This window comes from Hydrogenivirga sp., from assembly GCF_056450045.1.
In genome coordinates this window covers 1-12,827 of record NZ_JBWONM010000089.1, presented here as the reverse complement: position 1 = coordinate 12,827, position 12,827 = coordinate 1, and the positions used below count along the sequence as shown (strand labels likewise).

Sequence of the window (12,827 nt, the reverse complement as noted above, 5' to 3'; positions counted from 1 at the left end):
ACCACGTCAAAGATCTATCCCTCGCAGACCAGGGTAAGAACCGCATTGAGTGGGCTGAGATGGACATGCCCGTTCTCAGGAGCATAAGGGAAAGATTTAAAGAGGAAGAACCGCTTCGCGGTGTGAGGATATCGGCCTGTCTGCACGTTACCACAGAAACCGCAAATCTTGTACTTACTCTCAAGGAGGGGGGAGCTGAAGTCTACCTGACCGCCTCAAACCCACTCTCAACCCAGGACGATGTGGCAGCCGCCCTCGTCAAACACTACGGGGTACCCGTATTCGCCATCAGGGGAGAGGATAGAGACACCTACTATTCCCACCTAAAAGCTGTTATAGAGAAGAAGCCCCACATAGTTATAGACGACGGGGCAGACCTGATCTCAACGATACACAAGGAGTACCCCCAGCTTGCGGAAGAGATACTCGGCGGCATGGAGGAGACCACAACGGGAGTTATAAGGCTCAAGGCTATGGCTAAGGACGGAGTTCTCAAGTTCCCCATAATAGCGGTGAACGATGCCTACACGAAGCACATGTTTGACAACAGGTACGGGACGGGGCAATCAACCATTGATGGAATACTCAGGGCAACCAACAGGCTTATAGCGGGTTCCTACTTCGTGGTTGCCGGATACGGCTGGTGCGGTAAGGGAGTAGCTCAGAGGGCAAGGGGAATGGGAGCGACCGTTATAGTAACAGAGGTTGACCCAATAAAAGCCCTTGAGGCGAGGATGGACGGCTTCTTGGTCATGCCGATGTCTGAAGCTGCAAAGCTCGGAGACTTCTTCGTGACGGTTACGGGGAACACCTCGGTGATAAGGAAAGAGCACTTCGCCGTTATGAAGGACGGGGCGATAGTTTCCAACTCGGGGCACTTCAACGTTGAGGTAGACCTGAATGCCCTGGAGGAGATGAGCGTCTCCAGGAGGGAGATAAGAAAAGAGGTGGAAGAGTATAAACTTCCTGATGGAAGGAGGATATACGTTCTGGCACAGGGAAGGCTTGTAAACCTTGCAGCTGCAGAGGGACATCCCGCATCCGTTATGGACATGTCCTTTGCAAATCAGGCGCTCTCGGCAGAGTTCATAAAGGAGAAGAGCTCAGAGCTCAAGAGGGACGTCTATAAGGTACCTGACGAGATAGACAGAGAGGTTGCCTCCCTGAAGCTAAAGGCTATGGGGATTGAGATAGACGAGCTCACACCCGAGCAGGTGAAGTACCTGTCCTCGTGGGAGTTTGGGACTTAAAAGGAGGAGGTGCCCCGCCCGAAGGCGGGGAGGGACTCAGAACATCCAGGTAATAGCTCCCGAGTATATATCTCTGTCCTCACCCTCCTTGTAGTTCTCCCTGGCGTAGTCAGCCTTCAGTGCTACAAGGGGATGGGGCTTGTAGGATAAGCCCACGTTTATAACGTCAAGCTTGCTCGCCGAGCCTGTAGGTTTCGTATATCCAGAAGGCACTTCCTTGTACCTGTCTATGCTCTCTAACTTACCAAAGAGGTAGAGCTCCTGCTCGGTGTTGAAGAAGCGGAGGACATTGTAGGCTACCTGAAGGTAAAAGCCCTGCATCTTTTTGGGGAATATCTCCTGCCCGTTGGAGGGATTCCCATCGTCCAGCTCGCTGGTTATCCTGAGCGCTCCGCTCACAGTGGCGTAGGCTCCCACGAACCTCACATCAAACCCCGCATACTGCCACCAGAGGTGGGGAGAGAAGAGGGAGATGGTACCGAGCTTTTCACCGCTTCCGTTCTGAACTCCCGAGATGAAGGTGGATGCACCTACCTTGAGGTTCATAGGCAGCTTCACATCAAGCCTGCCGGTGAAGGCGAGCTGGTCGGAGACAGCTTCGGAGCCTTTCTGGGAAAGCTTCTTGAGAGGAGAAGTGAGCTTGTACTCACCGCTCTCAGCCTTCATCCCGTTTATCAGGTATGCCCTGTACTCAACAGGACCCACTTCACCGTAGATACCAAGTCCGTTTTCCCTCCAGGTGAAAGGGAAAAGGTTCTTCTCAAGGTAGGGCTGCTTCACGCTGAAGTAGGTGGGAGGCTCATGGTATTCGTTAGTTATACCTACGGGGATGAGGACCATACCTCCCCTCACACCGATAGCCCTGTTTATCCTATAATCAAGGAAGGCGAACTCCAAAGCCACTTCACCGCTCTCCTCCCCTCCTTCAACGAGAGCGTGTTCTATCTCTATCTCTGAGTTGAACTTTAGCTTTTCGGTGAAGGCGTAGCCAAGGTATATGATGAACCTGTAAAGGTCAAGCTCTGTCTTTGGCTTTGCGTTGGGGTCGTGGGTCAGCCATAGCTCACCATAGCCTCCAATAGAAACACCCTTCGGGTTTATGAAGGCTTTTGAGGCAGCAGGACCGAGACCGGAGTAGCTTCTGTACTCCGTAGCCTCTGGCATGGAGATCTCAAGCTTTAACTTCCTCAGCTCTTCCTTGAGAACTTCTACCTCCTCTCTCAGCTGTTTAACCTCCTCCGAAGGTTGGGCAAAGAGCGCCGAGGAAAGGATAAGGGTGGGGAGAAGGCTCTTCCTTAGCATGCTAACTACCTCCATCGGGATTTTAGAAAATGAAACCAAATCTCAATATTTATTTCTATGATTGAGCTCATGTTGAGAGGATTAACAGAAAAAGAAAGATTTATTTCTGAGACTTTATTTCATGTTTTAAGAGTATTATGCTGAAGAAGTTCCTGAAGGTATCGTTCATGAATATGCTGCCATCCCTGTAGAGCTCAAGAGCACCCACATCGGGGTTCTCCTTGTAAAACCTCCTGCGCACTTCCTCCGGCATTGAGAAGAGGGCGGTTGCGTAGGCATCGGCAAGGGAACAAACCTCATGGACAACGGTGATCTGGTAGAGATTCCTGTCTGACCTCTCTATGTGCTCCTTTATGTAGTTGCCAGAGGTGGATATGCAGAGGTCCTTATTATTTACAAGCTGAAGGAGAGAACCACCCCTCAGGGGGTCCTTTATGGCAAGGGTCCTTTCCTCTCCCCAGACGCTCATGTCCCCTGCTATGCCAACAAAACCCCTCTTCGTGCCGAGCCTTCTCCTGAGGACGTCAAGGGCGTAGCCCTTTCCTATGCCCCCAGGGTCAACGGCCATTCCCTTCCTCTTGAGAAAGGCTCTCTCCCCCGATAGCTTCAGGTTCCTGAAGGATACAAGCCTCTTTGCCTCCTTCTCGCTCAGGAACCCCTTCCTCCTCGCGTTTATTGTCAGTGCCCCGATAGTTATATCAAAGAAACCGAAGGTCCTTTCAGAGACGTAGAGGGAGATCCTCAGCATCTCAGCGGTCAGGGGAGATACCCTTACCTCCCTTACCCCAGCACTTTCGTTGAGTCTGGATATGTCTGAGGTTGGGATGTAGCTTGATATTTTCCTCTCAACCTCCCTGAGAATCCTGTAGGCTCTGTAAACCTCCTCCTCGGTGGGGAGGTCAATCAGTGCATAGGTCCCCATCACGTAAAAGAGCCTCTCAACTCCGAAGGAGAGGGAAAAGATAAAGAGGAGGCACACAAGGAGCATTGACTTAAAATTTAATTATGTACACACCAGATAGGGAGAGAGAGCTCATAGAGCTCACGAAAAGGCTCCTAAAGGAGCTACCCAAGATAAGGGAAGCAGACCACAAGAAGGCTGAGGAGTACGCTCCTCTGCTCAGGGAGGTCATAAACTACCACGACTACAAGTACTACGTTCAGGCTTCTCCCGTCATCTCCGATTACGAGTACGACCAGCTCTTCAGAGCCCTCAGGGACCTTGAGAAGAAGTATCCAGACCTTATAACCCCCGATTCACCGACCCAGAGGGTTGCGAGCGAGATAACGGGAGCCTTCCCAACGGTCAAGCACTACACTCCCATGCTCTCCCTTGACAACGCCTACACCGAGGAAGAGCTGAGGGACTTTGACAGGAGGGTAAGAGAGCTCACAGGTCTTGAGCAGGTCCTCTACAGCGTGGAGCCCAAGTACGACGGTGCAGGTATAGCCCTCGTTTATAGAGATGACCTCTTCCTTAGGGGTGCGACGAGGGGTGATGGAGAGACGGGAGAGGATATAACGAACAACCTGAGGACTATAAGGAGCATTCCTCTGAGGGCTGAGTTCTCCCGCTACGATATAAGGCTCATTGAGATAAGGGGTGAGGTTCTGATAAACAAGGAAGAGTTCAAGAAGATGAATCAGGAGAGGCTTGAGGAAGGGCTTACGCCCTTTGCCAATCCGAGAAACGCTGCAGCCGGCTCAATAAGGCTCCAGAACCCTCAGGAGGTAGCAAAGAGGAAGCTTGACGCTGTGGTCTATCAGGTCTCCTATGTTGAGCCCGAGTCCAAGCATCCGCCCACCCACTACGAAGCCATAGAGATGCTTCACAAACTTGGCTTCAAGACGCCCTTTCCAGATATGAAGCTGTGCAAAGGTATAGATGAGGTCATAGCCTACTGCAGGGAGTGGGAGGAGAAGAGAGAGAACTACCCCTACGAGATAGATGGAATGGTCATAAAGGTGAACGAGAAGGAGTATTACGAGGTCCTTGGCTTCACCTCTCACCACCCGCGATGGGCTATCGCCTTCAAGTTCAAACCAAAGCAGGCAACAACAAAGCTTATATCGGTGGTATTCCAGGTTGGAAGGGTGGGAACCGTGACGCCGGTAGGCAAGCTGGAGCCGGTCCAGATAGGGGGTGTTACAGTATCCTCCGTTTCCCTCTTCAACGAGGACTTCATAAGGGAGAAGGACATAAGGATAGGGGACATGGTGCTGGTAGAGAGGGCGGGGGACGTCATACCTTACGTGGTTGAGGTGATAAAGGAGGCGAGAGACGGGGATGAGATACCCATAGAGTTTCCCAAGAACTGCCCTTCCTGTGGCTCCAAGCTTGTAAAGCTCCCCGGGGAGGTAGCCTGGAGATGCATAAACATAGCCTGCCCAGCCCAGGTCGTCCTCAGGCTCAAGCACTGGGGAAGCAGAGAAGCCATGGATATAAGAGGTCTGGGAGAGGCAACGGCGAAAGCTCTGCACAGCAGCGGTCTTGCAAAGGACGTGGGAGACCTCTACTACCTCAAACCCGTTGATATCATGAAGCTTCCCGGATTTGCGGAGAAGTCAGCCTACAACCTCTACAACGCCATTCAGGAATCAAAGAACAGGGGTCTTGACAGGGTCCTCTACGGGCTCGGTATCAGGTACGTGGGGCTGACGACCGCAAAGAAGCTTGCTCAGGTGATAGACAGCATCTGGGACCTCAGGGATATGCCCCTTGAGAGGCTGATGGGCATTGAGGGCATAGGGGAGGTGGTGGCAAGAAGCATAAAGGAGTTCTTCTCAAGGGAGGAGAACGTAAAGGTAATTGAGAAGCTGGAGAAGGCTGGAGTAAAGCTGAAGAGGACTGAGCTTGAGAAGGAGGGACCCCTTAAGGGAATGGTGTTCGTCTTCACGGGAACCCTTAGCTGTTGTTCCAGGGAGAAGGCGGGGGAGATAGTTGAGAGTCTGGGAGGTGTATTTTCAAACAGCGTCACAAGAAGAACGACCTACCTCGTGGTGGGTGCGGAGCCGGGCAGGACTAAGCTCACGAGGGCAAAACAGCTCGGGATAAAGACCCTAAGTGAAGAAGAGTTCCTTGAACTCATAAAGGACTACGTCAACGTAGAGGAGCTGAAGAGAACCGAAGGCAGGGAGGGACTTCTTTTCTGACATCAGGGCTCAACCATAACGCAGTGGTAAGGTCCTATGTATCTCTTTACAGCTCTCTCAACATCTTGGAGACCCACCTCACTTATCCTTTCGGTGTACTCGCTGTCCATCTTCCAGCCAAAGCCCATGACCTCATAAAAGCCCAGATACCATGCCTGCCTGAGCCGTGTCTGATGGTCAAGGAGAAAATCCCCCACTATCTTCTTCTTTGCTATCTCTATATCCTCCTCACTTAGCTGGGGGTTCTCCACCGTTGCTATAAGGTCCTTGAAGGCGCTCTCCCTTTTCTCAGGTGAAGTACCTATGTAGGTGAAGAGCCTTGGAGCGGAGAGCCTCGTCGGGTAGAAGGCGTAGGTAGCGTAAGCGTAACCCTTTTTCTCCCTGAGCTCCTTGAAGAGCTTTGAGGTCATGCCTTCACCTAAGGCGCTCGTAAGGACCTTAAAGGTGAAGTAGTCCCTATCCTTCCTGGGAGGGGCGTTGAAGGCGCAGAGGATAGTAGCCTGAGTTCCCTCTCTCTTAACCCTGAGAAGCTCCTCCTTCTCTATGGGAGCTTCCTTCTCCTCTATGTTCAGGGACCCTCCCTCCAGCCCCATGAAGGCTTCCTCAAGGAGCTTTATTATCCTTCCCGCAGGCAGGTCCCCCACGACACTCACGACCACGTTCCCGCCCTTCCTTATCCTTGCAAGCCTCCTGAGAAGGTCCTCCCTTGTAATGGAGACAACGCTCTCCTCACTTCCGAGGGGGGAGGTCTCGTAGGGAGTCCCCCTGTAGGTGAGCCTCCTGAGGTTTTCCATGGCAAACTCCATCCCCCTCTCCCTCTTTGACCTGATGGCTATCAGGGTGTTTCTCCTCTCCCTCTCTATATCCTCCTCCCTGAGGAGGGGGTTCTCTATGATGTCCTTTATAACCTTCAGCGCCTCCTCTATACCCTCATCCCTCGTGGCAAAGCCTATCTCCGAAAAGTCGTTGCCCGAGGAGCTGTATATGTAGCCACCGAGCCTCTCAAAGGGGAGGGATACCTCATAAGAGCTCGGGTAGTTCTTTGAGCCCTTCAGAAGGAGGGTAAAGAGCAGGTGGGTCTCCCCTTTCTTCTCTTCTCCATTGAGCCCACCCCTGAAGAAGACAACGCCCGATACTATACCCTTTCCCTTAGTCTCCTTGACTATGAGCTTTACACCGTTGGGAAGAGTTTTCTCAACCACACCATAACCTCCAAAGGCAACGCTGAGTATAAAAAGGAAGAAGAGAAATGCTCTCATCTACTCCTCTTCCTTCTCCACCTTTACCTTGTAGCCCTCCTTTCCGGCGTAGTATCCCGCCGCACCACCTGCGGCGATACCACCAGCCAATAGAGCGAGCTCTACACAGGAGGAGAGAAAGAGGGAGCCTGCGAGCAATAGAACGATTGCCAACTTCTTCATAGCCTGCACCTCCTATTCTTTATCTGGGACCATAAGAACCTCAACGTATTTGTCCTCTTTAAGGTAGCGTTCAAAGATCCTGAGGAGGTCAACCTTCCTCACCCTCTTTACGTTGTTCTCAAAGTACCTGTAAAAGTCAAGGTCCCTGACAACCGTGTAGGAGTAACCTATATCGTAGGCATCCCCTTCAACCCTCTCCTCCTCAAATATCCTTGAGCCGATTATCCTGAGCTTCGCCTCCTCCACCTGCTGGTCTGTGAGCTTCTCATAGACCTCCCTGAGCAGGGAGAAGACCTTCGCCTTCACCTCCTCGTACTTTTCGGGGTCAAAGGTCGCACTCACCACATACATGTTGTCCCTCGGTCTTCCGAGGTCTCCGGTGAAGAAGGAGTAAACAAGACCCTTCTCTCTGAGCTTCCTGTAAAAGACAGAGGTCCTGCCGCTCCCTAAGAGCTCATCAAGAACAACGAGACCGTAGTAATCCGTCTTACCTATGGCGGGGGCACGCCAGCCGATAATCCAGTATGCCTTCTCCACCCGCGGGTCTTTTATCTTCTCAAAGCGAACACCCATCTGCTCGGGCTCCGAAGGTATCTGGACCTTTGGAACTGGTCTTCCCTCCTCCCTGCCGAAGGTCCTGAGCACCTCCCTCTCAACCTGGGCAGGGTCAACGTTTCCAACGACGACAACAGCCATGTTCTTAGGCTGGTAGAAGCTCCTGTAGAACCTCAGGAGCATCTCACGGGTGAACTTCCTTATGGTATCCTCAAAGCCTATGACGGGAAACCTGTAAGGAGAGACCTTGTAGGCTGTCTTTTCAAAGGTCTCCCAGAGAACGGTGTTGGGGTTGTCCTTCCCACGCCTCAGCTCCTCTATAACTATCGGCTTCTCTTTCTCTATCATCTCCTCCTTAAGTAGTGCCTTGAGTGTAAGCTGGTAGAGGACCTCAAGAGCCTGCTTCCAGTATGGCCTTGCTATCTCTATGTGGTAGTAGGTAAAGTCCTTTGAGGTTCCCGCGTTTATGTTTCCCCCGAGGCTCTCCACTATCCTGTCTATCTCCCCGTAGGGATACTTCTCAGAGCCGTTGAAGAGCATGTGCTCAAGGAAATGAGCCATACCTTTCTCATCGTACTTCTCGTAAACTGAACCCACCCTGAACCATACGTGAAGGGCAACCGCCTCTGTGTCCTCCCTTGGCTTCACTATCAGCTTCGCTCCGTTGGGCAGGTCCCTTATGTAGAGCTCCTGGGCAAGGGCAACGCTCATAACAACCTCCAGAGTAAGAAATAAAAACAGGCGGAGAGCCTTCATACCTTCCTCTCCGCAAGAAGCCTCCTTCTTATCTCTTCTGGCACGGAGACTATTTTACCCCCCGAGACCATGCAGTGCTTTGTCCTTCCCTCCGCCCTCAGCTCGCCCTCAACGTAAACGTTGTAGGTAAAGGAGAAGGTGAACCTGTTTAGGCTCTCAAGGGCGAGCTCTATCTGGACGAGCTCGTCGTAAAAGAGGGGCTTCTTGAAACTGCAGCAGGCTTCCAGCAGGACGACCTCGTAGCCCCCCTTCCTTATCTCCGAGTAAGGCATTCCCATCTGCCTGAGGTACTCACCTCTCGCCTCCTCAAAGTATCGGAAGTAGTTGGAGTGGTGAACTACGCCCTGGGCGTCGGTTTCGTAGAACTGGACCCTCCTCCTGTAGTTCATCTTGCACTTTTCTTGCGCATGCACTCGGAGCAGATACCGAATATCTCAAGCCTGTGGTGCATAGGGCTGAACTCGTACTCCCTGCAAACCTCGTCCTGGAGCTTCTCTATATCTTCGTTCACGAACTCTATTATCTTGCCGCACTCAACGCATACCAGATGGTCGTGGTGAGCCTTCCCCGCTACAAACTCGTATATGGTCCTGTTGTCAAGCTTTATCACCTCTTTTATCACACCGAACTCCTGAAGGAGCTTTATCGTTCTGTATATAGTTGAGCGGGAGACGCTCCTGTCAGCTCTCGTTGCTATCCAGCTAACCAGCTCCTCCACCTCAAAGTGCTTTCCGTAGCTCGCTATAAGGTCTATAAGGTTAAGCCTGCTCTGGGTTACCTTCATGTTCTTTCGCTTCAGGAACTTGGTAAACTCCCTCTTTATTTCATTGAGATTGACACTCATTGCAGAATAATATAGTTAGTCTCATTTTCAATTGCAAGAATTTGTCAGGAGCTCCTCCACCCTCTTTCTCAGCTCCTCGGTTATCTCTTCATAGCTCTTGCCGTCGGGGTATATCGGCTCCCCGAACCTGACCTTGATCTTCTTCGGCTTTGGGAACTTATCGTAGATGGACCAGGCTTCATAGCTTCCGATTATCGTAACGGGAACTATGGGTATGCCGAGCTCCCTGCTCAGGACAGCCACCCCCTTCTTGAACTCCATGAGCTCACCCGTCCTCGTCCGTGCTCCTTCGGGGAATATCAGAACGACTTTGCCTTTCCTCAGAACCTGTGCCACCTTCTGAAGGGACTCCTTTAGCTTCCTGTTTACGTTCACCGTTATAACGTGGGCGAGCTTTCCAAAGAGAGAGGTCAGAGGGTTTCTGAAGTAAACCTCCTCCCCCAGAAAGTAGGTGTCTTTGGCTATTTCCTCGGGCAGTAAGGAGGCAACTACGAAGGCGTCCATATAGCTTGCGTGGTTTGGGGCAAGTATGAAGGGCTTTTGGGGAAGCAGGTGGGTTCCCTCCGCTTCTATCCTGTTGTAGAGCCTCAGGAGGAGGTAGAGGAGCTTCCTTCCAAGGGAGAAGATAAGGGGGTAGTCGGGAGGCTCTTGAGGGGGAACACTGGTGAGGATATCCTTCCAGCTTACCTCTCCCGTCTCAAGGCGTTCCCTTCTGCTCCTGATGAACTCAATCAGCTCACCCACTGTGCTGTGCTTGGAGAGGTCTTCCTCCGTTATTGACACGCCGAAGGCGTTCTCTAAGAAGCTTATCAGCTCAACCTTTCCGAGGGAGTCAAGACCGAGGTCAAGCTCAAGGTGGTCGGAGGGCAGGACCTCTCTTCCCGTTTCCTTTTCAAGGTACTCCTTTATAAGACCCCCTTCGGGGGTGTTAAAGATCTCCGTGCTTTCCTCCTTCTTTAACTCTTCGGACCTTCTGTAGAGCTCTGGAAGCATGAACCTCCTTATCTTGCCAAGCCTCGTCTTAGGTAGCTCTCTGTCTATCAGCTTGAAGCCTGCTATCCTCTTCCAGGGAGGGAGTTTTCTATTTACCCTGTCTATAACCTCCCACTTGAGGGTCTCATGAAGGTTGAGCACTCCCCTCTCCTTCACCTTCTCAAGGTCGGGATGTATGAGGGCGTGGAGCTTTCCATCAACCTCAAGGACTGCCACCTCTTTGATGAGGTCAGATTCTCTTAAGAGGAGCTCCTCTATCTCCTCGGGATTGACGTTCTTACCCGTCCCGAGGACTATTATCTCCTTCTTCCTCCCCTTTATGTAAAGGTACCCCTCCTCGTCCATCTCCCCCAGGTCCCCCGTGTAGAGCCAGCCGTTCTTTATGACTTCCTCGGTCTGGGCTGGCTTGTTCCAGTACCCTTTCATAACGTTGGGACCTCTCACAAGAACCTCGCCTTCTTGAGATATCCTCACCTGAACCCCCTTTATCGGGAGCCCGACAGAACCCAGCTTTATGGCATCGGGAGGGTTGAAGGTCACTATGGGGGAGGTCTCGGTCAGTCCGTATCCCTCAACCACCGTAAAACCGAGCGTAGTGAGGTCCTTCGCCACCTGGAGGTCAAGCTTTGCTCCCCCGCTCACGAGATACTTCACCCTCCCGCCGAAGACCTCATGAACCTTTGAGAACACCCTCCGCCTTATCGCTCTGGAATCTACCCTCTCCATGAGCTTGAAGAGGGTCCTCGTGAGGATGTTTGAGTTTATCCTCTCCATTATCCTCCTGTGAAAGAGGGAGTGAAGGCGCGGGACGCCGACAACTATAGTTATCCCGTAGGTCTGGAGCTTTTCAAGGATGTCCTCGGGAGAGAGCTTGTCAAGGAAGACTATCGTGGCACCTATGTGAAGGGGAACGAGAAGGGTGACCATAAGAGGGTAGGAGTGGTGGAAGGGAAGTATGGCTAAGGTTAAGTCTTCCTTTGTAGCTATACCTGCCTGAGCTACACCCTCTATGTTGGAGAAGAGGTTCTTGAAGGTGAGCATGACACCCTTTGGCTCTCCCGTGGTCCCGGAGGTGTAGAGGATGAGGGCTAAGTCCTCCGCCTCCCTGTGAACCGTTTTCTCGTAAGGCTTTGGAAGGGCAAGCCCGTCGTAGTTAAGAACTACGAGCTCAACCCCCGATAGTTCTATAGCCCTAAGGAGGTTTTCACGGGTTTGCTCTGAGCAGAAGGCGAGCTTTGGTCTTGAGTCCTTAAGAATGTAAGCTACCTCCTCGGGTGTGGACATGAAGTCAACGGGGACCGCTATTGAGCCTTTTCTCCATATCGCGTAGAGGGAGTATATCCATTCGGGTCTGTTTTCCGAGATTATCAGCACCCTCTCATCGGGAAGGGTATCTATGAGACTCGTGAAGGAGCCCACGTTCTCAAGGAGCTCCGAGTAGCTTATCTCCCTTCCCCCATGTATGAGAGCTGTCTTCCCGTGGTCTCTCAACATTATCTTTATTAAAGATGAAGTTTCTGCTTGAAAGCAACCTCTCCAAGCTGGCAAAGTGGCTCAGGTTTCTGGGACACGATGTTAAGCTCCTTGAAGGGGAGATAAACCTGAGGGAGCTTGCCAAAAATCAGGACAGGGTCTTCATAACCACCTCAAAGAGGTGGGAGGACAGCCTAAAGAAGGCGAGGATAGATTACCTCATCGTTCCAAGGCACGACTGGGAGCTCCAGCTCTGCATGGTTGTGAAGCACTTCGGTATTGAGCCCAGGCTGAGGCTTGACAGGTGTGCCCACTGCGGTGCTCCCCTCAAAGCGGTCCCCAAGGAAGAGGTCAGGGACAGGGTTCCGGAGAAGGCTTACGAGACCGCTTACGATTTTACCCTCTGCCCGAGATGTGGCTGGGTCTTCTGGAAGGGAACCCACTACGAGGGTATGGTCAGGATGCTTGAGAGGGCTCTGAGCAGGTGTTAGTTTATTGAAATGGTAAAGGTAAAGGTCTGCGGGATAAGGAGGGTTGAGGATGCCCTCTACGCCCTTGAGCTTGGGGCGGACTACATAGGAGTTGTACTCTACCCGAAGAGTCCGAGGTTTGTCCCGCCAGAGCTCAGGAGGGAGATAATCAGAGAGACAGAGGGCGCCAAGAGGGTGGCGGTGATGGTGAACCCGAGCAGGGAGGAGATTCTCAGGGTTTTTGATGAGGGTTTTGAACTCGTCCAGCTCCACGGGGAGGAGGAGCTCAGCATGGCAAAGGATGTAGGTCTTGGCAGGGTGATAAAAGCCTTCAGAGTCAAGGAGGAGGTTCCCAGCATAGAGGAGGGCTGGAAGGACGGCTACGCCGTGCTCTTGGACACCTACTCCCGGAAGTCCTACGGTGGGACTGGGAAGAGCTTCAACTGGGGCATAGCCAAGGAGGTGGTCAAGAAGGGCTTCAGACTCTTTCTCTCTGGTGGTTTAAATCCCGAGAACGTAAAGAAGGCTATCTCTGAGGTAAGACCCTATGCCGTTGACGTCTCTTCAGGTGTGGAGTCCGAGCCGGGTGTAAAGGATAAAATAAAACTCA

Annotated in this window: 12 protein-coding genes; 4 read left to right on the top strand and 8 right to left on the bottom strand. The window is 52.1% G+C overall.

The annotated features are described in order from the left end of the window. Positions 1–1,250 (top strand): adenosylhomocysteinase (gene ahcY, locus AC1HCM_RS03835; protein WP_479460457.1); only part of this gene is annotated, 1,250 nt, incomplete at its 5' end. Positions 1,251–1,286: 36 nt separating this feature from the next. Here the strand turns inward: ahcY and AC1HCM_RS03830 are convergent. Next, positions 1,287–2,552, bottom strand: a complete 1,266-nt coding sequence (locus tag AC1HCM_RS03830; protein WP_479460456.1) for a DUF3373 domain-containing protein — start codon at positions 2,550–2,552, stop codon at positions 1,287–1,289. Positions 2,553–2,652: 100 nt separating this feature from the next. Beyond that, positions 2,653–3,540, bottom strand: coding sequence for an FAD:protein FMN transferase (locus AC1HCM_RS03825; protein ID WP_479460455.1), 888 nt, complete (start codon positions 3,538–3,540; stop codon positions 2,653–2,655). 17 nt (positions 3,541–3,557) lie between these two features. Between AC1HCM_RS03825 and ligA the strand changes: the two genes are divergently transcribed. Then, the gene (gene ligA, locus AC1HCM_RS03820; RefSeq protein WP_479460454.1) at positions 3,558–5,705 is read left to right on the top strand and encodes an NAD-dependent DNA ligase LigA; all 2,148 of its coding nucleotides are present in this window, start codon (positions 3,558–3,560) and stop codon (positions 5,703–5,705) included. 2 nt (positions 5,706–5,707) lie between these two features. On the opposite strand, the gene AC1HCM_RS03815 is transcribed toward ligA, so the two are convergent. The 6 genes from AC1HCM_RS03815 to AC1HCM_RS03790 are packed head-to-tail and all read right to left on the bottom strand — an operon-like array spanning position 5,708 to position 11,768. Continuing rightward, positions 5,708–6,964, bottom strand: a complete 1,257-nt coding sequence (locus AC1HCM_RS03815) for a M16 family metallopeptidase (protein ID WP_479460453.1) — start codon at positions 6,962–6,964, stop codon at positions 5,708–5,710. Next, positions 6,965–7,126 (bottom strand): hypothetical protein, encoded by a 162-nt coding sequence (locus AC1HCM_RS03810; RefSeq protein ID WP_479460452.1) that lies wholly within the window; start codon positions 7,124–7,126, stop codon positions 6,965–6,967. Positions 7,127–7,138: 12 nt separating this feature from the next. Continuing rightward, positions 7,139–8,392, bottom strand: a complete 1,254-nt coding sequence (locus AC1HCM_RS03805) for a M16 family metallopeptidase (protein ID WP_479460451.1) — start codon at positions 8,390–8,392, stop codon at positions 7,139–7,141. A 41-nt stretch (positions 8,393–8,433) separates the two neighbouring features. After that, the gene (locus AC1HCM_RS03800; protein WP_479460450.1) at positions 8,434–8,826 is read right to left on the bottom strand and encodes an acyl-CoA thioesterase; all 393 of its coding nucleotides are present in this window, start codon (positions 8,824–8,826) and stop codon (positions 8,434–8,436) included. Beyond that, entirely contained in the window at positions 8,823–9,281 is a 459-nt protein-coding gene (locus AC1HCM_RS03795; protein ID WP_479460449.1) for a Fur family transcriptional regulator, read from the bottom strand. Before AC1HCM_RS03795 ends, AC1HCM_RS03800 begins: the two co-directional genes overlap by 4 nt. 27 nt (positions 9,282–9,308) lie before the next feature. After that, a complete protein-coding gene (locus tag AC1HCM_RS03790) occupies positions 9,309–11,768 on the bottom strand; it encodes an AMP-binding protein (RefSeq protein WP_479460448.1) in 2,460 nt (819 codons plus the stop codon). Between the two features lie 14 nt (positions 11,769–11,782). On the opposite strand from AC1HCM_RS03790, the gene AC1HCM_RS03785 reads away from it, so the two are divergent. Together AC1HCM_RS03785 and AC1HCM_RS03780 are read left to right on the top strand one after the other, a co-directional pair. Next, positions 11,783–12,238, top strand: a complete 456-nt coding sequence (locus tag AC1HCM_RS03785) for a Mut7-C RNAse domain-containing protein (RefSeq protein ID WP_479460447.1) — start codon at positions 11,783–11,785, stop codon at positions 12,236–12,238. A 9-nt stretch (positions 12,239–12,247) separates the two neighbouring features. Next, positions 12,248–12,827, top strand: a 580-nt coding sequence (locus tag AC1HCM_RS03780; RefSeq protein ID WP_479460446.1) for a phosphoribosylanthranilate isomerase, incomplete at its 3' end; no start/stop codon positions are given.

What these genes read in the sequence shown, in the direction of transcription:
- AC1HCM_RS03825 (WP_479460455.1), bottom strand. Translation starts at nt 3,540, where the DNA reads ATGCTCCTTGTGTGCCTCCTCTTTATCTTTTCCCTCTCCTTCGGAGTT.
- AC1HCM_RS03805 (WP_479460451.1), bottom strand. Translation starts at nt 8,392, where the DNA reads ATGAGCGTTGCCCTTGCCCAGGAGCTCTACATAAGGGACCTGCCCAAC.
- AC1HCM_RS03815 (WP_479460453.1), bottom strand. Translation starts at nt 6,964, where the DNA reads ATGAGAGCATTTCTCTTCTTCCTTTTTATACTCAGCGTTGCCTTTGGA.
- AC1HCM_RS03810 (WP_479460452.1), bottom strand. Translation starts at nt 7,126, where the DNA reads ATGAAGAAGTTGGCAATCGTTCTATTGCTCGCAGGCTCCCTCTTTCTC.
- AC1HCM_RS03790 (WP_479460448.1), bottom strand. Translation starts at nt 11,768, where the DNA reads ATGTTGAGAGACCACGGGAAGACAGCTCTCATACATGGGGGAAGGGAG.
- AC1HCM_RS03830 (WP_479460456.1), bottom strand. Translation starts at nt 2,552, where the DNA reads ATGCTAAGGAAGAGCCTTCTCCCCACCCTTATCCTTTCCTCGGCGCTC.
- AC1HCM_RS03785 (WP_479460447.1), top strand. Translation starts at nt 11,783, where the DNA reads ATGAAGTTTCTGCTTGAAAGCAACCTCTCCAAGCTGGCAAAGTGGCTC.
- ligA (WP_479460454.1), top strand. Translation starts at nt 3,558, where the DNA reads ATGTACACACCAGATAGGGAGAGAGAGCTCATAGAGCTCACGAAAAGG.
- AC1HCM_RS03800 (WP_479460450.1), bottom strand. Translation starts at nt 8,826, where the DNA reads ATGAACTACAGGAGGAGGGTCCAGTTCTACGAAACCGACGCCCAGGGC.
- AC1HCM_RS03795 (WP_479460449.1), bottom strand. Translation starts at nt 9,281, where the DNA reads ATGAGTGTCAATCTCAATGAAATAAAGAGGGAGTTTACCAAGTTCCTG.